At 62.6% G+C, this 18,815-nt stretch carries 21 protein-coding genes; 8 read left to right on the top strand and 13 right to left on the bottom strand.

Going from position 1 to position 18,815, the window contains the following annotated elements; genetic code table 11:
- The first annotated feature begins 24 nt into the window (after positions 1 to 24).
- Entirely contained in the window at positions 25 to 519 is a 495-nt protein-coding gene (locus tag I6L36_RS15830) for a methylated-DNA--[protein]-cysteine S-methyltransferase (protein ID WP_052814794.1), read from the top strand.
- Positions 520 to 1,126: 607 nt separating this feature from the next.
- Here the strand turns inward: I6L36_RS15830 and I6L36_RS15825 are convergent.
- The 7 genes from I6L36_RS15825 to I6L36_RS15795 all read right to left on the bottom strand — a co-directional run bounded on the left by I6L36_RS15825 (position 1,127) and on the right by I6L36_RS15795 (position 8,585).
- The gene (locus tag I6L36_RS15825; RefSeq protein ID WP_052814798.1) at positions 1,127 to 2,323 is read right to left on the bottom strand and encodes a NupC/NupG family nucleoside CNT transporter; all 1,197 of its coding nucleotides are present in this window, start codon (positions 2,321 to 2,323) and stop codon (positions 1,127 to 1,129) included.
- Between the two features lie 182 nt (positions 2,324 to 2,505).
- Entirely contained in the window at positions 2,506 to 3,441 is a 936-nt protein-coding gene (locus I6L36_RS15820; RefSeq protein ID WP_010673064.1) for a LysR family transcriptional regulator, read from the bottom strand.
- An 82-nt stretch (positions 3,442 to 3,523) separates the two neighbouring features.
- Positions 3,524 to 4,060 carry a glutathione peroxidase gene (locus I6L36_RS15815; RefSeq protein ID WP_103857976.1) on the bottom strand — a complete coding sequence of 179 codons (537 nt, stop codon included), beginning with the start codon at positions 4,058 to 4,060 and terminating at the stop codon, positions 3,524 to 3,526.
- A 59-nt stretch (positions 4,061 to 4,119) separates the two neighbouring features.
- Complete coding sequence (locus I6L36_RS15810) at positions 4,120 to 4,683, bottom strand: NnrU family protein (RefSeq protein WP_103857977.1); 564 nt, start codon at positions 4,681 to 4,683, stop codon at positions 4,120 to 4,122.
- Between the two features lie 261 nt (positions 4,684 to 4,944).
- A complete protein-coding gene (locus I6L36_RS15805) occupies positions 4,945 to 6,078 on the bottom strand; it encodes a glycerate kinase (protein ID WP_109112361.1) in 1,134 nt (377 codons plus the stop codon).
- Between the two features lie 9 nt (positions 6,079 to 6,087).
- A complete protein-coding gene (locus I6L36_RS15800; RefSeq protein ID WP_039039966.1) occupies positions 6,088 to 7,350 on the bottom strand; it encodes a GntP family permease in 1,263 nt (420 codons plus the stop codon).
- 119 nt (positions 7,351 to 7,469) lie between these two features.
- Positions 7,470 to 8,585 (bottom strand): sugar diacid recognition domain-containing protein, encoded by a 1,116-nt coding sequence (locus tag I6L36_RS15795; protein WP_039039965.1) that lies wholly within the window; start codon positions 8,583 to 8,585, stop codon positions 7,470 to 7,472.
- A gap of 206 nt (positions 8,586 to 8,791) precedes the next feature.
- Between I6L36_RS15795 and I6L36_RS15790 the strand changes: the two genes are divergently transcribed.
- The 3 genes from I6L36_RS15790 (at position 8,792) to I6L36_RS15780 (ending at position 10,499) form a co-directional block, all read left to right on the top strand.
- Positions 8,792 to 9,166, top strand: coding sequence for a YacL family protein (locus tag I6L36_RS15790; RefSeq protein WP_039039964.1), 375 nt, complete (start codon positions 8,792 to 8,794; stop codon positions 9,164 to 9,166).
- Between the two features lie 49 nt (positions 9,167 to 9,215).
- Complete coding sequence (locus I6L36_RS15785; protein ID WP_010673057.1) at positions 9,216 to 9,506, top strand: hypothetical protein; 291 nt, start codon at positions 9,216 to 9,218, stop codon at positions 9,504 to 9,506.
- 162 nt (positions 9,507 to 9,668) lie between these two features.
- On the top strand, positions 9,669 to 10,499 hold the full coding sequence (locus I6L36_RS15780; RefSeq protein WP_201921265.1) for a CPBP family intramembrane glutamic endopeptidase: 831 nt from the start codon (positions 9,669 to 9,671) through the stop codon (positions 10,497 to 10,499).
- 75 nt (positions 10,500 to 10,574) lie between these two features.
- Here the strand turns inward: I6L36_RS15780 and I6L36_RS15775 are convergent, their stop codons facing one another.
- The 5 genes from I6L36_RS15775 to I6L36_RS15755 all read right to left on the bottom strand — a co-directional run bounded on the left by I6L36_RS15775 (position 10,575) and on the right by I6L36_RS15755 (position 13,536).
- A complete protein-coding gene (locus tag I6L36_RS15775; protein ID WP_029313762.1) occupies positions 10,575 to 10,994 on the bottom strand; it encodes a DUF4426 domain-containing protein in 420 nt (139 codons plus the stop codon).
- A gap of 18 nt (positions 10,995 to 11,012) precedes the next feature.
- Entirely contained in the window at positions 11,013 to 11,312 is a 300-nt protein-coding gene (gene yggU, locus I6L36_RS15770) for a DUF167 family protein YggU (RefSeq protein ID WP_104455228.1), read from the bottom strand.
- Positions 11,312 to 11,863 (bottom strand): YggT family protein, encoded by a 552-nt coding sequence (locus tag I6L36_RS15765; RefSeq protein WP_010673053.1) that lies wholly within the window; start codon positions 11,861 to 11,863, stop codon positions 11,312 to 11,314. The genes yggU and I6L36_RS15765 overlap by 1 nt, the downstream gene beginning before the upstream one ends.
- Before the next feature lie 23 nt (positions 11,864 to 11,886).
- A complete protein-coding gene (gene proC, locus I6L36_RS15760) occupies positions 11,887 to 12,711 on the bottom strand; it encodes a pyrroline-5-carboxylate reductase (RefSeq protein ID WP_109112045.1) in 825 nt (274 codons plus the stop codon).
- A gap of 123 nt (positions 12,712 to 12,834) precedes the next feature.
- On the bottom strand, positions 12,835 to 13,536 hold the full coding sequence (locus tag I6L36_RS15755) for a YggS family pyridoxal phosphate-dependent enzyme (protein WP_041210937.1): 702 nt from the start codon (positions 13,534 to 13,536) through the stop codon (positions 12,835 to 12,837).
- Between the two features lie 39 nt (positions 13,537 to 13,575).
- Between I6L36_RS15755 and tapT the strand changes: the two genes are divergently transcribed.
- The 3 genes from tapT to yaaA are packed head-to-tail and all read left to right on the top strand — an operon-like array spanning position 13,576 to position 16,549.
- Complete coding sequence (gene tapT, locus I6L36_RS15750) at positions 13,576 to 14,610, top strand: type IVa pilus ATPase TapT (protein WP_010673050.1); 1,035 nt, start codon at positions 13,576 to 13,578, stop codon at positions 14,608 to 14,610.
- Between the two features lie 23 nt (positions 14,611 to 14,633).
- A complete protein-coding gene (locus I6L36_RS15745) occupies positions 14,634 to 15,743 on the top strand; it encodes a PilT/PilU family type 4a pilus ATPase (RefSeq protein ID WP_109112046.1) in 1,110 nt (369 codons plus the stop codon).
- 32 nt (positions 15,744 to 15,775) lie between these two features.
- A complete protein-coding gene (gene yaaA, locus I6L36_RS15740; RefSeq protein ID WP_109112047.1) occupies positions 15,776 to 16,549 on the top strand; it encodes a peroxide stress protein YaaA in 774 nt (257 codons plus the stop codon).
- Positions 16,550 to 16,736: 187 nt separating this feature from the next.
- On the opposite strand, the gene srmB is transcribed toward yaaA, so the two are convergent.
- The gene (srmB, locus tag I6L36_RS15735) at positions 16,737 to 17,957 is read right to left on the bottom strand and encodes an ATP-dependent RNA helicase SrmB (protein WP_041210934.1); all 1,221 of its coding nucleotides are present in this window, start codon (positions 17,955 to 17,957) and stop codon (positions 16,737 to 16,739) included.
- A gap of 127 nt (positions 17,958 to 18,084) precedes the next feature.
- Between srmB and I6L36_RS15730 the strand changes: the two genes are divergently transcribed.
- On the top strand, positions 18,085 to 18,795 hold the full coding sequence (locus tag I6L36_RS15730; protein WP_119197006.1) for a tRNA1(Val) (adenine(37)-N6)-methyltransferase: 711 nt from the start codon (positions 18,085 to 18,087) through the stop codon (positions 18,793 to 18,795).
- Positions 18,796 to 18,815 lie beyond the last annotated feature (20 nt).

The following is an 18,815-nucleotide window of genomic DNA, read 5'->3' as shown; positions in this document are numbered from 1 at the left end:
TGCCACAACCCCGAGGACAAGAGAATGCAGTACAGCTTTTGTGAATGTGCCAAGGGGCCCCTGCTCATCGCCATCGATGGGGCCGGGCTGCGCCACGTGGAATTCGTGCAAGGGGAGCGCCCCGTCCTGCCGCAACCGGAGTGGCAGCGGGATGATGCCGCCCTGGCCCCCTTCGTCGAGCAGTTTGTCGACTACTTTGCCGGCCGCCTGCGGCGCTTCGATCTCCCCCTGGCCGCCACGGGCACACCATTCCAGCAGGCCGTGTGGCGGGCGTTGTGCGACATTCCCTACGGCGAGACCGTCAGCTACCTCCAGATTGCAGAGGCCATCGGCAACCCCAGGGCCGTGCGGGCGGTAGGCGCCGCCAACGGCCGCAATCCCCTCAGCATCATAGTGCCCTGCCACAGGGTCATAGGGCGCAGCGGTGAACTGACCGGCTACGGGGGAGGCATCCCCATCAAGCGCTGGTTGCTGGCACTGGAGCAGGAGAGCGCAGACCACTTCGCGCTGACCCCATGAAAGGGTGCGCCTCCTGTCAAATGCGGGTTGCGGGTGCAGGCACCACAGACCGCAGGCCACTCGCGCGGATCCTCTGACGAGCGGCATCTTCATCACATACGAGTTGCTGGGCCCAACAGCAGACCGCAGGCGGCGTTGCACTGCCCATGACGGACAGCATCTCCATCACATGCTGGTTGCTTGCCATCTGGCAGCATGGTTGCGTGATGTGTTGAGCCTGCACCGGGATAATCTGCCGCCAGATCCGCCCCATGGCAGGAGCATGCCCACCGCCCCGATTCATCTTTCCTTTGAGCCGCACAGCAAAATAAATCACTGATTATTTATTTTATTTCAGCATAAATCATTTAAAAATCACATTGCAGCAGCATTTTGAAAATGAACACAGTATGAAGAATCGCCTCAGAAGCGCTTCAGAGAGTATCAGGCATCATGGCTTCACACTTGGATGGGACGGCTCATCCCTCATTCAGGTGGCACCCATGTGACGCTTCCAATCTGTCTTTTCCCCGCGCCTCCCCAGAGGCGCTTTTTTTTGCCTGCAAGCGGGTGCAAAAAAGCCCGCCGAAGCGGGCAATGACCGGAAGGTGCTGACTTCCAGGGTCTATCAGAGGGCGAGGAACAAGCCTGCCAGGGAGGCGCTCATCAGGTTTGCCAACACCCCCGCCAGGATGGCGCGCATGCCGTAGCGGGCGATGAAGGACTTGCGCTCCGGCACCATGGCCCCCAGGCCGCCGATGAGGATCGCCATGGAAGAGATATTGGCGAAACCGCACAGGGCGAAGGTGACGATGGCCTTGCTCGACTCGTTCAGGGTCTGATCCTGCACCAGGGCAATGAAGGCGACGAACTCGTTGATGACGATCTTGGTGCCGATCAGGGCACCGGCCGCCTGGGCCTGACCCCAGGGGACGCCGATGAGCCAGGAGACGGGGGCAAACAGCCAGCCCAGGATGATCTGGAAGCTCAGCTCCAGCCCCACCAGGTCGCCGGCCCAGCCCAGCAGGCCGTTGAGCAGGGCGATCACGCCGACGAAGGCCAGCAGGGTCGCCCCCACGGCGACGGCGATGTTGAGACCCGCCATGGCGCCATCGGCGGCCGCTTCAATGACGTTGGTGGCGCGGGGGATCTCCACGTCTTCGTGGTGATCTTCCTCTTGCGCGGCGGGCGGCACCAGGATCTTGGCCATGGCTAGCCCGGCAGGGGCGGACATGAAAGCCGCCGCAATCAGGTATTTCAGCTCGACCCCGATGCTGGCGTAGCCCACCAGGGTGCCGCCGGCTACCGAGGCCAGTCCGCAGCTCATCACCGCAAAGAACTGGGAATCGGACATCCTGGAGAGATAGGGTTTGACCACCAGCGGCGCTTCCACCATGCCGACGAAGATGTTGGCGGTGGCAGAGAGGCTCTCGGCGCGGCCGGTGCCCAGCAATTTCTGCAGGCCGCCGCCGAGCAGGGCGATCACTTTGGGCATCAGGCCGATGTGATAGAGGATGGCGATCAGCGCGGAGAAGAAGATGATCACCGGCAGCACGTTGAAGGCGAAGATGAAGCCCAGCTTGAACTTGGCCAGATCCCCGAACAGGAAGGCAATCCCCTCCTGGCCGTAGCCGATGACGCTGCTGACGCTCTCGCTGACACCGTTCAAGACCTGCTGACCGGCGGGCAGCCAGAGCACCAGGGCGGCGAAGAGCACTTGCAGGCAGAGGGCAAAGCCCACTGTTCGCAACGGGATACGACGACGATTATCAGAGCAGAGTGCGGCCAGGGCCAGGATGCTCAGGATACCAAGCAGGGCAATCATGGGGATTCCATCCAGTGAGGCTGAAGATGGGCGCGGATTCTGCTCCCCTCCCCTCACCGCCGCAACCCCGCCGGGTTACAACCCTGTTAGCAAAAACGTTTGCACGATATCGGTTGCGCCAACTGACTGATTTGACACAACTTTGAAACCGCACTCACGCCAGTGTTCTTGTATGGAAACGATTATTCCTCGGTGCCGGACAATTTCCCCCCGAGCCAGGGTGCGAGTCGCTGCGCCCAGTAGGGCCCGGGTCCGAAGCTCTCCTTGAGGAAGTCGATGAAGAGGCGGATCTTGGGATCCAGATGCTCTCGCCTGGCATAGACGGCGTGCACCGCCATCTTCTGGTTCGGTTGCCACTGGGGCAGCAGAGGGATGAGCTGACCAGATTGCAGCTCCTTGTCCAGCAGGTAGTTGGCCACATAGGCGATGCCGAGCCCGGCCAGGGCGGCGTCCCGCACCGCTTCCGCCAGATCCACCCGATAGTTGCCCGCCACCTGCACCGTCTGGCGCTCCTTGCCCTGGCGAAATGACCACTCGTGGTAACGCCGCTCCCGGCTCTGGTAGGTGATGCAATTGTGATGGGCCAGATCCCTGGGGTGCAGTGGCGTGCCGTGACTCAGCAGATAATCCGGCGAGGCCACCAGCACGAAGCCGATGTCTGCCAGTCGCTGCCCTACCAGGGACTCGGGTTTGTCCTCGTAGGTGGTGATCCAGAGATCCAGCCCCTCATCCACCAGATTGGTGCGGTGATCGAACAGGGACACCTCCAGCTCCAGATCCGGATAACGTGCCTGAAACGCCTTGAGGCGCGGGATCACGTGCAACCGCCCGAAGGATTGACCAACCCCCAGATGGAGCACGCCGCTCACCTTGCCACGGCGCTCCGCCACCATGGATTCCGCCTCCAGCGCCACCGCCACCAGAGCGCGGCAGTGGCGGGCATACTCCTGACCCAGTTCGGTGAGCCCGAAACGGCGGGTAGTGCGCTGTACCAGCTGGGCGCCGAGCGCGGTTTCCAGCAGGGCGAGCTGCTTGCTGATGTGGGATTTGGAAACCCCGAGGCGGCGCGCAGCCGCCGAGATGCCCTGTTCACGAACCAGGGCATCGAAGATCACCATTTGGGGAAGACGTTGCAGCACGGTGTCACCGGAGTGGATGGCGGGGCCGCATTATTCCAGAGCGGCCCGCCATGGGGTAGGGTCAGTGCCCCAGGGCATCGATGATCTGCTGTTTGAGAGGATCATCCGACGGATTCTGGTTGGCGCCATAGCTCGCAATCAGCTTGCCGTCCCGCCCGACCAGGTACTTGTGGAAGTTCCAGTTGGGCGCATCACCGTCGGCAGCAGCGGTCAGCCCCTTGAACAGCGGCACCGCATCCGAACCCCGCACCGCCACCCGGTTGAACATGGGGAAGGTCACCCCGTAGTCCCGGCGGCACACCTCGGCGGTTTTGTTCTCGTTGCCCGCCTCCTGCCAGAAATCGTTGGAAGGGAAGCCCAGCACCATCAGTCCCTTCTCCTTGTAGCCCTGATAGAGGGCTTCCAGATCCCGGAACTGACCGCTGTAACCGCAGTAGGAGGCGGTGTTGACCACCAGCACCACCTTGCCCTCGGTCAACTGGCAGAGGTTGTGGCGCTGGGTGCTGTTGAGCTCCCGCATCTCCACGTTGAAGTAATCGGGGCAGGCGGCAGAGACCGCACCCGAGCCGAGCATCAGCAGCAGGGTGAACCATTTCATCGACGTGACTCCCATTGTTTTGTCCATCATACGCAAGACCCCGGAATCTGGTTCAGGGATCAGTGCAGGGGGATCCCGGTCAGCCAGCCGTGTCCCCAGAAGATAAGCAGAGCCGTGAGGGCCAGCCCCGCACCCAGACTGATCCCCGTCCCCTGCCAGGTGGCGGCGGCACGGGGGTGACGACCCCACTCCCGCATCGAAATCCAGACGATGCTGATGAGAGCCCAGAGACCGAGCCCGCCAAACAGCACCAGAGAACGCGCCTCGCTGTTCACCGCCAGATGGGCCCCCGACCAGAGCAGCACCCCGAGCAGCTGGGGATGCACCAGCCAACGGCGGAAATGGTTCGCCCCCTGCCCCGCACACAGCAGGACAAGGGCGATCGGCATGATCCCCATCACCAGGGTGGGCCCCCAGACAGGCAGAAAATAGAGAGGCATAGGGCTGGCACTGCGCCAGCCTGCGAGGATGCAGCCGATGGCGACGAACACCAGCAGCGAGAAGAGCCCCTTGTAGCGGTTCTCCCCCAGCCGAGCCCGCAGACGGGCGCGGTGCTGTGCCGCAAAACAGGGGTAAAGATGAGTCAGGGTGAACAACACCACCCCCAGGGTCAGCAGGATCATGGCTCGCACCTCGCATATTGCCCCCCGGAATGGGAAGCCCTCCCTCAGGCGGGCCTTGTTTCTCGTGGCTCCCTCACTGTCGGGAGATCACTATGCCGCAAAGCCCCTTGTCAGAATACAAAAACCATATGAAAGACAGCAGGATAATAAAAAAAGCCGACCCAAGGATCGGCAAGTGCGTCAGAGGTGCCACGACGGGCCGCTCACTCTGCTGCACGGGGCAGGGTCAGGCCGATGCACCGCATCGGCCAGGAGAGAGGGTCATTTGCGCAGCAGGTAGAGAGCCGCCACGTTGCGGGCCGTGAGCTGCAGGTTGGTGGTGGCGGTGGCCAGCGCCTCCGGCAGGGACATGGCCCGATTGACCACGGCGAATACCGCATCCAGTCCGTGCTCGTGCACCACGCCGCAGTCGTCGGTGAGGCATCCGGCGATGCCGATCACCGGCTTGCCGAACTGCTTGGCACAGCGAGCCACCCCGATGGGCGTCTTGCCGTGGATGGTCTGGCTGTCGATGCGGCCCTCGCCGGTGATGACCAGATCCGCATCGGCCACCGCCTCGGCCAGGTTCAGCGCCTCGATGACGATCCGGATGCCGGGTTTGAGCTCGGCGCCGAGCAGCCCCACCAGGGCGGCACCCATGCCGCCTGCGGCCCCCGTTCCCGGGATCGCCTTCACCTGCTTGCCAAGCGCCTGCTCGATGCAGTCCGCGTAACGGGCCAGATTGGCATCCAGCTCGGCCACCATCTCGGGAGTTGCCCCCTTCTGCGGACCGAACACGGCGGACGCCCCTTTGGGGCCGCACAGCGGATTGTCCACGTCGCAGGCCACCTCGATGGTGAGCCCGCTCAGACGTGGATCCAGCCCGCTCAGGTCGATGGTGGCCAGCTCGGCAAGACCGGCACCGCCCGGCGCGATGGGGGTACCATCTGCTTTCAGGAGCTTGCCGCCGAGTGCCTGGATCATGCCGGCACCGCCGTCATTGGTGGCGCTGCCGCCGATGCCGAGGATGAGGTGGTTCACCCCCATCTCCAGCGCGGCCAGGATCAACTCCCCGGTGCCGACACTGGAGGTGAGCCGCGGATTGCGCAGCTCGGGCGCCACCAGATGGAGGCCGGAGGCCGCCGCCATCTCGATGACGGCGCGCTTGCCATCCCCCAGCAGGCCCACGAAGCCCTGCACCCTGTTACCGAGGGGGGCGGTCACCTCGACCGGCAGGATGCGACCACCGGTGGCATCCACCAGAGACTGCACCGTCCCCTCGCCGCCATCGGCCATGGGCAGCTTGACGTAGGTGGCATCCGGCAGCACCTGCTTGAAACCGGCCTCGATGGCATCGGCCACCGCCATGGCGCTCAGGCTCTCCTTGAATGAATCGGGGGCGATCACAATTTTCATATCAGTTCCTTAGGCGAGGCCAAACACGCCAAACATCAGGGTGGAGACAACGGCGATGGTCAGACCGACCGCGGTTTCGTAGGGGATGAGCTTGAGTCGCTCGCCGACGCCCATGTGGACGCTGCCGCCGGTGGCATGGAAGAAGGAGCCGTGGGGCATGTGGTCAAACACGGTGGCGCCGGCGTGGATCATGGCGGCCCCTGCCAGGCTGCTGATCCCCAGTTCAATCAGAGTGGCGCTGAACACGTTGGAGGCCACCACGGTCCCGGCCGTGGTCGAGGCGGTCGCCAGCGACATCAGGGCACCGGAGATGGGGGCCAGCAGATAGGAGGGCAGACCGGAAGCGGTCAGGCCGCTGATGAGCACATCTTTCAGGCCGGAGTTGGCGATGATGCCCGCCAGGGTCCCCGTCCCCAGCAGCATGATGGCCACCGGCGCCATGCGGGCCAGGCCCGAGACGGCAAACTGGTTCACCTTGGTGAACTTGCCCATCATCAGAGCCCCCACCAGGCCGCCGAGGGGCAGCGCAATGAGCGGGTCCACCACGATGCCGGCGATGGGACGCAGGGCCAGCAGCAAGATGGCGACCAGGGGCGCACTGATGGCGGCGGCAAAGCCGGGCAACTTGGCACCGTCAAAGCTCACCACCTCGTCGGCGGCCACCTTGCTGCCCCGGTTGTTGAGGCGCTTGGCGAGCCAGTAGGCCATCACCAGACCGAACAGGCCGGGAATGATGCCCGCCGCCATCACCGAGGTGAGAGGCAGGTGGAAGGCATCGGCTGCCGCAATGGCGTTGGGGTTGGGAGACATGACGTTGCCCGCCTTGCCACCGCCTATCATCGCCAACAGGATGGCCGCCTTGGAGAGATCGGCACGGCGGGCGATGGCCAGCGCAATGGGGGCGACCGTGATGACGGCCACGTCCACGAAGACGCCGACCGCGGTCAGGATCAGGGTGGCCAGCGCCAGGGCCAGCAGGGCGCGGGTTTCGCCGAGTTTCTTGACGATGGTCTCGGCGATGGTGGTGGCGGCGCCCGATTCGATGAGCACCCCGGCCAGCACACCCGCCGCCAGGATCCGCATCACCGCCGTGGTGATCCCCTGGGCGCCGCCGATCATCAGGGCGACGGTCTGGGTCAGGTCGGCGCCACCGATCAGGCCACCGGCCAGGGCACCGACAATCATGCCGTAAGCAGGCGGCACCTTCTTCAGGATGAGGAAGATGGCGATGGAAAGCGCGGCGAGCGCGCCGAGCGCGGAGACTGGGATCATGACGGGCACCTTGTTGTTGTAATGAGTGGCGCCATTATGGGGATCCCCGCCTGGAATGCTTTGGCCATAAAACCAAAAAAAGCATTTACCGGCCTTGTATTTTTGTTGGAAAAGACAAATCAGCTATCGAGACTGAGCCCGAGATAGAGCAGAAACTTGTCATCTAACTTGTTGAAATTCAAACCGGTTATCTGCTCTATCCGGGTCAGTCGATAACGCAGGGTGTTGGGGTGAATGAACAGGGCTTCGGCACAGGGATGCAGATCACAATCCTGCAAGAAATATTGGCGCAGCGTCTTTTGCAGCGTTCCCTTTGTGTCCTCCTGCGCCAGCTTTTGCAGCGGAGCCCGCAGCTGATCCGCCTGCCAGGAGTCCGCCAGGGTGCCGAGCAGCACTGAAAGCCGGTAATCCTCGAAGAAATAGACCTGCTTGCGGGGCGACTGGCGCATGCCACGGCGCAAGGTGTCTCGCGCCGTCTGGTAGGAGAGCGCCAGCCCGGGGATGCCGGCGAAGTAATCACCCACCCCGATACGAACCTTGAAATGGGGAATACGGGAGAGCAGCTGCCGGATCCGGCTGCGCTCCTGCGCCGACTGCCAGACGCCGTCGCTGAGCTGGGCGGGTTTGAGCACCACTATCTCGTCCAGGCCGTTGATGGCCACCAGGTTGTCCCGCTCCGGGTTTTCCAGCAGGTGAACCAGCTCCCTCACCTGGGCGGGCTCGGCCTCCTCCAGCGCCAGCACGGCCACCACCCGGGGCTGGGCGAGATCCAGCTCGAGGAAGCGTGCCACCTGTTGCAGTTGATCGGCCCGCCCTTCGCCGCGAATGAGCTGCAACACCAGCTCCTCCTTGTGGCGCTTGTCCCACTGCAACTGCTCGGTGAGCGCCGCCTGTTCCAGGATGAGCTCGGCGGTCATGCGCACCAGCTCGGCGTAAGCACGCACGATGTCCGGATCCCCAGAGATGCCGATGACGCCGAGCAGCTCCCCCTGATAGGCGATGGGCAGGTTGATGCCGGGCCTCACTCCCTTGAGCTCCCGGGCGGTGGCCTCGCTTATCTCCACCACCCGGTTCTCGGTCAGGGCCAGCACGGCCCCCTCGTGGCGCTGGTGCAGCCGCTCCGGATTGCCGGACGCAATGATGAGTCCCCGCTCATCCATGACATTGACCGAGAACGAGAGGATCTTCATCGCCCGGCTGACTATCTGATGCGCGAGCGCGTCGTTGAGCTGCATTGCCTCTCCATACCATTCGTTGACAGGGTCCCCGGCGTGCGCCATCACCGGGATCACCCGTTAAAGATCCCACATCATCAAGACAAGCGCGGGGGGGATCGCTAGAATAGGCCACTTTACGCTATCAGTGCCCCACCATGGATCAAGGATCCGGCATCATGCCGCTTTGCGCCGTGGTGGTTTCACCCTCCGATATGGACTCCGCTATGGATTATGAATTTCGCCGCGACCCGTTCGGTGGCTATCGCGCCCGGTTCTCCATGGGCCATGAAGCCATCGGCCAGTGGTTGATCGACGAGGTGGGCAAGGACGAGGAGAAGCTCGACGAGCTGTTCGCCATCATCGACCAGCTCTCCAGCCGGGCCCGCACCGAATACCGGCTGCTGGGGGGCGACTACTCCCTGCTGCTGACCCACGAGGAAGCCGAGGTGAAGGCCAATGTCCTCAATATCGAGCAGGACGAGGATCTCGACGATCTCGCCTACTACGATGATGAACAGCTGGCCATGTGCGGGCTGGAAGATTTTGCCCAGGTACTCGGCTCCTGGCGCGCCTTTATCCGCAACGAGGATATGGGCTGATTACCCCCATTCGGGCGAGCATGCCCCTTGCAACCCAACAGGATTGACTATGTCCATTTACGATTTTGATGACGAACTGCCGGAAGACGAGCTGGATCAACCGAAGAAACCCACCCAGCCCAAGAAGAAGGGCAAGCAGGTGCTGAACACCCAGGTCAACCTGAGCCCGCGCGATGCCAGCCGCCTGAACGGCATGCACGTCGAGGCCATCACCACCCTGGATGACGTCAGTCTGCCGAAGAACGTCATCTTCAAGGCCGGTCTCATCGCCCTGGGCGAGCTGGAAGCCAGCAAACGCGCCGACATCATCGCCCGGGTCATCGCCGAGTCCGGTCGCTGATACGAGAAGGCCATCGCCTCTCTCGGTGGCATCTTGCCGCCGCCCAAGCCGGAGCCCAGCTCCGGCTTTTCATTGCGCGTCTTCTGCCGGCCAGTCCCTTTTCCTTGAACCAGACCATGGGGGATCGTTAAGGTGCGCCCTTCATTCATACAAGGAGACTCGATGTTACCACTCCCCGATATCCTCATCTGGCTCGTCCTGGGGCTGGCCGTACTCTGCTGCCTCGCCCGCCGGACCAGGCCCGGCATGGTCCTGCTGGGACTAGCCCTGCTCACCGCCCTCTGGCTTGAGCGACTCGCGCCCCTCGCCGCTCTTGTCAGCCTCGCCGGTCTGCTGCTGGCCTGGCGTACCCCCACCCTGCCCCCACCCTGGCGCGGCGTCGCACTGACGCTGGTCCTGCTGTGGTCCCTCGCCCTGACGCTGCATCTGGTGCCCGGCTTTGACAATCTCAGGGTGCTCGACAAGGTACAGGCGGGCCCGGCCAGCGTACCCTTCACCCTCTACCTCAATCTGGACAAGCCGCTCATTTTCTTCGCCCTGCTGCTGGCCATCCCCAGCCTGCTCGGCCCGGGTGGAACGATGCGCTGGCGGCCGCTGGCCCTGCTCATCCTGCCGCTCGCGGCCCTGCTCATCACCGCCTGGCAACTGGGCGCCCTCAAACCCGAAGCGGGACTGCCCCACTGGTGGTGGCTGTTCGCGTTCAACAACCTGCTGTTCACCTGTGTGGCGGAAGAAGCGCTGTTCCGGGGATGCATCCAGCAAGGGGTGGTAAGCCGAAGCACGCCCTGGGCAGGTCTCCTGGTCGCCAGCCTGCTGTTTGGCGCAGCCCATCTTGCCGGTGGCCCGTTGCTGGTGTTGTTCGCCGCGCTGGCAGGGGCCTGCTATGGCCTGGCGTTCCAGCTGAGCGGGCGCCTCAGTATCGCCATCCTGCTCCACTTCCTGTTCAACTTCGCCCACCTGGCCCTGTTTACCTATCCCCTGGCCAGCCACTGACGTCGAGTACCGGTTCACCGGGCAAAAAAATGCCCCGCCCCCGTAGGGGCAGGGCATCTGCATTCACCCTGCAATCTAGTCGACGTAGAAGGTCTGCTGGAAGGTCAGCGTCTGCTGCTGCCCCTCCCCCATGATCTTCAGGGTGAACTGGTAGGTGTCCTCATTGCGATAGGGCAGCACTGCCAGGTAATAGATCGCATTCCCCTCTTTCACCTCCTGAAAATTCAGGGTGCGAAGGGTGCCGGTCAGATTGCGGGCTTCGCCGCTGATCCCCACCGCCTGTGCCACCCCCTGCTTGTTCTGCACCGCGATATTGACGATGCCGTTATAGCGGCTGCGCTCCAGGCCATAGGTCCTGGCTACCTCGGGGGTGAGGAAGCTGGAGTTGAACGCGCTGTAGTGCACTTTCCAGGGGCCCAGCTCCTGCATCTGCTCAGCCCGCAGCGGCAGCGTCATCAGGAGTGCCAGCAGGCAACTCATCCAGGCTGTTTTCATGATGTCATCCCTCTCGTATCAACCCTGATTATCGAGCAGAGCGGCAATCTCGGCGGGGATCTGCTTTGGCGCGTCGATGGCGACCGTCTTGTGCCGACCCAGCTCCCCCCGCAGGATGCGAACCTGCCCCTTGGCCACCTTGCACTGCTTGGCCAGGTACTTGATCAGGTGACTGTTGGCCTGACCATCCACCGGCGGCGCCGTGATGGCCACTTTCAACTCGTCACCGTGCAATCCGATGATCTGATCCCGGCTCGCCTTGGGCTGGATCATCAGATGCAACACCAGCTCGTCCCTTTCCAGCAGGACGGCGGGCATCAGATCATCCACCACAACTGGCCGAACAGATCCCCCATCAGGTAGTTGATGGCCTGCAGCGCGATGAAGGCGACCAGCACGGAGAGATCCAGCCCGCCCAATGCAGGCAGGATGCGGCGAATGGGGGCCAGGAAGGGTTCAGTGAGCTGGTGCATCACGTATTCAATGGGGTTGCGACCCTGGCTGACCCAGCTCAGGATGGCGCGGATCAGCAGGATCCAGAAGATCATGGAACCCGCCTTCTTCAGCACGGTGAGCGTCGCAAACAGACAGAGAGTGAGCCAGTCCGCCTGCAGCACATTCATGCTCTTGAGCAGGACCAACTTGCCAAAGGCGATCAGCAGCGCCAGCAGCACAGAGGCCATATCCAGCCCGCCAAAACCCGGGATGACGCGGCGCAGGGGCACCACCAGCGGGTTGGTCAGCTTGACCACCATCTGGCTCATGGGGTTGTAGAAGTCGGCCCGCGCCCACTGCAGCCAGACCCGCAGCAGCACCACCATGAGGTAGAGATCAAAGACAGTGTTAATCAAAAAGTAAGCCGTGTTCATCCGGGCTCCTTGCTAAAAGGGATTCAGAAAAGGGTTTCCATTTCGCCGGCCCGGGTAACGGCCGCCTGCATGGCTCTTGCGGTCAGCGGCATCAGCCCCTGCTCCTGGAATGTCTTGACGGCCTCGGCCGTGGTCCCGCCCTTGCTGGTCACCTGCTCGCGCAGGGTCTGCAGCGACAGATCGGGATTTTGCTCCACCATGGCGGCCGCTCCCAGGGCGGTTTGCTGCACCAGCAGGCGGGCCTGCTCCGGCGTAAAGCCCATGGCCTCGGCCTCCTCGGCAATCGCCTGCATGAACAGGAAGAAGTAGGCCGGGGCACTGCCCGCCGCCGCGATGACGCCGTTGATGCCGGCCTCCTCATCCACCCAGAGGGTCTTGCCCACGGATTGCATCATCTGTTCGGCCACCGCCCGATCGGCCTGCCCGATGGCGGGCGGTGCATAGAGCCCGGTCATCCCCAGCCCCAGCAAGGAGGGGGTGTTGGGCATGGTGCGAATGATGCGCTCGTGACCGCCTGCCATCTCCTGCAAGCGCGCGACGCGAATGCCGGCGGCGATGGAGATGAGCAACTTGCCATCCAGCGAGCCAAGCTCGGCCACCAGCGTCGTCAGCATGCCCGCCATCAGCTGGGGCTTGACCGCCAGCACGATCACCTCGGCCTCGCGGGCCGCCTCGGTGTTGTCCTGGGTGATACGGATGCCGAACTGGCTGGCCAGTTCGTCCAGCTTGGGGCGGCTGGGATTGGCGGCGATGATACGCTCTGCCGGGTAACCCGCCTGGATGAGGCCGGCAATGATACTGCGGCTCATGTTGCCTGCCCCGATGAAGGCGAGGGTTCTCTGCTGCATCAAACACTCCTGTTACTGACATCGCAGCGGATGCCTACCCAGCCTGTGCGGGCTGACAGCATCACACGCGCCTGTTTACCTGAAAAAAAGCACGACCGGGGTGTTTTTCGCCCCGGCTCTTGCTCATGAATAGTCACGGGCCCCGAAGATGGCGGTCCCGACCCGCACCATGGTGCTGCCGTGGGCAATGGCCGGCTCGAGATCCTCGGTCATCCCCATCGAAAGGGTGTCGACGCTCGGGTATTGTTGCGCAAGCTCGGTGAACAGAGCCTGCATGCGCGCCATCTGGGCCGCCAGCACCCCCTCGTCGCGGGTATGCTCGGGGATGGCCATCAGACCGCGCAACCGCAGCCGCTCGCTTTGGGCCACCAGGGAGGCCAGGTGGAAAATCTCTTGCTCCGACGTACCGGATTTGCTGCTCTCTCCGCTAATATTGATTTGCAGACAGATATTTAGCGGCGCGAGCCCTCCCGGTCTCTGGTTGTTGAGGCGTTCGATGAGCTTGTCGCGATCGACACTTTGAACCCAGTCGAACCGCTCCGCCACCAGCTTGGACTTGTTCGATTGCAGCGGGCCGATAAAGTGCCACTCTATGTCTGTACAGGCGTTCTGCTCGCGCAAGGCATCAATCTTGAGCGCGGCCTCCTGGGCGTAGGATTCGCCAAAGCGCCGCTGGCCGGCGGCATAGGCAGCCTGAATGTCCCCCAGCGGCTTGGTTTTGCTGACAGCAAGCAACTGGATGTGATCTGGGCTGCGGCCAACACGCCGGGCAGCCTCTACAATACGTTCCTTTACCTGAAGCAGGTGCTGGGCAATCTGGCTCATATTTCGTTCGTAATCTTGTGATGGGAGAATAACAAATCTATGGATATCACAGAGTTATTGGCATTCAGTGTAAAGCATAAGGCCTCGGATCTACACCTCTCGGCCGGGGTCCCCCCGATGATCAGGGTTGATGGGGAGGTTCGCAAGATCAATTTGCCCGCCCTGGATCACCGGGAAGTCCATGCCCTCATTTACGACATCATGAATGACCACCAGCGCAAGGAGCTGGAGGAGAACTTCGAGGTGGACTTCTCCTTCGAAGTACCCGGCATGGCACGCTTTCGGGTCAACGCCTTCCAGCAGGCGCGCGGCTCGGGCGCCGTGTTTCGTACCATCCCGAGCACCGTTCTGACCCTGGACGATCTGGGGGCGCCGGAGATATTTCGCAAGATAGCGGAGTACCCTCGCGGCCTGGTGCTGGTGACTGGGCCCACCGGCTCGGGCAAATCCACCACCCTGGCCGCCATGGTCGATTACATCAATGACAACTTCCACCACCACATCCTCACCATCGAGGACCCCATCGAATTCGTGCACGAGAACAAGCGCTGCTTGGTGAACCAGCGGGAAGTACACCGCGACACCAAGAGCTTCAGCAACGCCCTGCGCTCGGCCCTGCGGGAAGACCCGGATATCATCCTGGTAGGTGAAATGCGGGACCTCGAAACCATCCGTCTCGCCATGACCGCCGCCGAAACCGGGCACCTGGTGTTTGGCACCCTGCACACCTCCTCGGCTGCCAAGACCATCGACCGTATCATCGACGTCTTCCCCGGCTCGGAAAAGGACATGGTGCGATCCATGCTCTCCGAATCCCTGCGGGCGGTCATCTCCCAGACCCTGCTCAAGCGTATCGGTGGCGGCCGGGTGGCGGCCCACGAGATCATGCTGGGGATCCCGGCGGTGCGAAACCTCATCCGGGAAGACAAGGTGGCCCAGCTCTATTCCGTCATCCAGACCGGGATGACCCACGGCATGCAGACCATGGACCAGAGCCTCAAGCAGCTGGTCAACCGGGGGGTCGTCGCCTCCCTCGACGCCAAGGCCAAGGCGGTCGATCCCAATACCATTTAAGCTCGCACACCCAAGGAGTCGCCATGAACATGGATGTTCTGCTCGCCGCACTGGTTGAACAAAAGGGCTCGGATCTCTTCATCACGGTCGATGCCCCCCCGACCCTCAAGGTCAACGGGCGTCTGGTGTCGCTCGGACCAGCCCCCCTCGACAATACGACGGCGCTGGCGTTGATCAGGGAGAGCCTGGACGAGACCCACTTCGAGCGTTTCCTGCACACCCGCGAGGCCAACTACGCCATCCAGCGAGGCTCGCTGGGGCGCTTTCGGGTCAGCGCCTTCTGGCAACAGGATATGCCGGGCATGGTGCTGCGCCGCATCGAGACCCGCATCCCCACCTTTGACGAGCTGGTGCTGCCTCCCATCCTGCAGGAGGTCGCCATGGCCAAACGCGGGCTGGTGCTCTTCGTCGGCGCCACCGGTGCCGGCAAGTCCACCACCCAGGCGGCCATGATCGGCTTTCGCAACCAGCACGGTGACGGCCACATCCTGACGGTGGAGGATCCGGTGGAGTTCGTCCATCAGCACGATCGCTGCCTGGTGACCCAGCGGGAGGTGGGGATCGACACCGCATCCTTCGATGTCGCCCTCAAAAATTCCCTGCGCCAGGCCCCGGATGTCATCCTCATCGGTGAAATCCGCTCCCAGGAGACCATGGAGTTCGCCATCCAGTTCGCCGAGACGGGGCACCTCTGCCTCGCCACCTTGCACGCCAACAATGCCAACCAGGCGCTGGATCGCATCCTGCATCTGGTCCCCCAGGAGAAGCACCGCCAGTTCCTGTTCGATCTCTCCTTCAACCTGCGCGCCATCGTCGCCCAGCAGCTGCTCCCCTCCGCTCATGGGCAGCGCCGGGTCGCCGCCTTCGAGATCCTGCTCAACACCCCGCTCGTCACCGACATCATCCGCAAGGGAGAGATGCACAGACTCAAGGAGGTGATGACCAAATCCGGCGAGCTCGGCATGCAGACCTTCGATCAGGCGCTGTTCACCCTGTTCTGCGCCGGCCAAATTGGCTACAGTGAGGCCCTTGCCCATGCCGACTCCGCCAACGACCTGCGACTGCTCATCAAGCTGTCGGGTCGCGAGCAGCTGGGCGCAGGCACTCTCGACAACGTGACCCTGGATGAATGAGGGGCGTGCGTCACCGCTAGTAAAGGACAGTTATGCTTATTGTGGTTTCCCCGGCCAAGACGCTGGATTACGAGTCACCCCTGGTGACCTCCCGTTTCACCCAACCCGAACTGCTGGACCACTCCGCAGCACTGATCACCCGGGCTCGTCAACTGAGCCCGGACCAGATCGCCAGCCTGATGAAGATCAGCGACAAGCTCGCTGGCCTCAACGCCGCCCGCTTTGCCGAGTGGCAGCCTGACTTCACGCCGGCCAACGCCCGCCAGGCGCTGCTGGCCTTCAAGGGGGATGTCTACACCGGTCTGGCCGTAGAAGATTTCAGCGAGGCCGACCTCGACTTCGCCCAGGCCCACCTGCGCATGCTCTCCGGCCTTTATGGCGTACTGCGGCCGCTTGACCTCATGATGCCCTACCGCCTGGAGATGGGGATCCGCCTCGACAACCAGCGCGGCAAGGACCTCTACCAGTTCTGGGGCGACATCATCACTGCGCACCTGAACAAGGCGCTGGCAGCCCAGGGGGACGACGTACTGATCAACCTCGCCTCCGACGAGTATTTCAAGTCGGTGCGCCCGAAAGCCCTGCAGGGGCGCATCATCACCCCGATCTTCAAGGACGAGAAGAACGGCCAGTTCAAGATCATCAGCTTCTACGCCAAGAAGGCCCGCGGCATGATGGCACGCCATATCATCAAGCATCGGCTCACCCGGGTGGAACAGCTGACCGGTTTCAATGCCGACGGCTACTACTTTGTACCGGAAGAGTCCGACGCCAATACCCTGATGTTCAAGCGCGCTGAAAATTAATTACACATTCAAGGGAACCAAGTCGGAGATCCTCGGGTCTGACTCTGTGAATCCTCTGTTGTAAGCACTTTTTGTTGGCCGACGTCCTTGCGTCGGCTTTTTTCTGCGCCTCTCTCAGGCCACTCCCCAGGCAGCAGACAGCAAAACGGCCATCCTGGGATGGCCGTTTCAACTGTGCTCGGGGGCATTACTTCTTTTTCTTCTTTGCCGACTTCTTGGCATCCTTCGGCTTTTTCTTCTTCACCGGCACCCGCGCTTCCTTGTGTCTGGGGCGCAGCTCATCGATCACCCGGCGCTTGAGGCGCTCCTCGGTGTAGCGTTCGATCTTGGCGACCATGGCCATGTCGTGAGCTTCCACCAGGCTGATGGCGCAGCCACGGTTGCCGGCACGACCGGTACGACCGATGCGGTGCACATAGACATCCGCGCCGTAGGGCATGTCGTAGTTGATGACATGGCTGACGTTCGGCAGGTCGATGCCGCGGGCGGCCACGTCGGTGGCGATGAGGAAGGGCACCTCCCCTTCGTGGAACTTGCGGATAGACTCGATGCGCTTGGCCTGCTCCATCTCGCCACGGATCCAGGCGCAGGGCACGCCTGCCGCCTGCAACTGGCCGGAAAGCTCCGCCAGCCGCTCACGGGTCTTGACGAAGATGATGGCCTTCTGGGTTTCCGGGTTTTTCAGGATGTGCACCAGCAGAGCCAGCTTGTGGGCGGCATCATCGGCCAGGTGGATCCACTGGGTGATGGGGCGGCGCTCGCTGCGGGGCGGCTCGGCGTGCAGCTCAACCGGGTCTTTGAGGATCTCGCTCGCAAACTTCTCGAGGCCGGCCCCTTCCAGCGTGGCGGAGAAGAGCATGGTGTGCTTGCGGTAGCGCGCCTCTTCCACGATGCGGTTCACGTCCTTGATGAAGCCCATGTCCAGCATCCGGTCCGCTTCATCCAGCACCAGCACCTCGATGTCGTGGCTCTCGAACTCCTCTTTCTCGATGTACTCGAGCAGACGGCCCGGGGTGGCCACCACGATGTCGGTGGTCTTGGTCAGGGCAGGCAGCTGCTCTTCATGGCTGACACCACCGATGATGGTCTCGATGCTGAGATGGGTGTGCACCGCCAGGGCCTTGGCGTGAGCACTCACCTGCAGCGCGAGCTCGCGGGTCGGAGTCAGGATCAGCATGCGGCACGGACCCGGCTTGCGACGCGGGAAGTCCAGCAGGTGCTGCATCGCGGGCAGCAGGAAGGCGGCGGTCTTGCCGGTTCCGGTCGGCGCAGAAGCCAGAATATCGCGGCCGTCCAGGGCTGGCTCCAGCACCATCTGCTGGATGGTGGTGGGGCGGGTGAATCCCATCTCGGCCAAGGCCCGACTGAGGGCTGGATTCAGGTCGAAATCATCAAAGGACTGGCTCATGGCAATACTCGGTCATTAAGGAAGCGGCAGATTATAGGCGATTATGCCGCCGGCTCCTATGGTGACTGTGGCTTAGCCGCTATAATCGCCGGCCATTTTCCGCGGGCAGGCACAGGAGGAGGGCCGAATGGGGCGCAACAACGGTTTCACGTTCAAGCAATTTCACATCGATCACGACCGCTGCGCCATGAAGGTCGGTACGGACGGCATTCTGCTGGGAGCCTGGGCGCCGGTCGACAGCGCCCGCCGGGTGCTGGACATCGGCACCGGCAGCGGCCTCATCGCCCTGATGCTGGCCCAGCGCAGCACGAACGGCTGCCACATAGACGGGGTGGAGCTGGATAAGGATGCAGCCATGCAGGCCCAGGAGAATGCGGCGGCCTCCCCCTGGCGTGAGCGGGTCACCATCATAGAGAGCGCCATTCAGGATCACCTCGCCCCCCCTTACGATCTCATCGTCTCCAACCCGCCCTATTTCCCGGCAGGCCAGACACTCCGCGATCCGGCCAGGGCTCTGGCCCGTCATACCGGGGGGCTCGACCCCAGGGGATTGCTGGCCGCCAGCGATCGCCTGCTGAGCCGTACCGGGCAACTGGCCCTGGTGCTGCCCACGGCGATGGCGGATGAAATTTTATGCATTTCGTCGAGTTATGATCTGTATGAGCGTTGTTATCTGGCTGTTACTACCAGAGAGGGGAAAGAGGCAAATCGTGTTTTATTGCTGCTTGGCAGAGGATTAAACAAGTGTGAGAGGGGTGAAATTGTGATCCATTCTGCCACAGGAGGCTATTCCGACAGATATATCCAACTAACCAGCCCATTCTATTTGAAGATGTAAATTTTGCCTTGAACTATTTT

Origin of the sequence: Aeromonas sp. FDAARGOS 1406 (assembly GCF_019048565.1) — a bacterium.
GTDB lineage: Bacteria > Pseudomonadota > Gammaproteobacteria > Enterobacterales > Aeromonadaceae > Aeromonas > Aeromonas caviae.
Note: the sequence above shows the minus strand (reverse complement) of the source record. Positions and strands in the feature narration are given on the sequence as shown.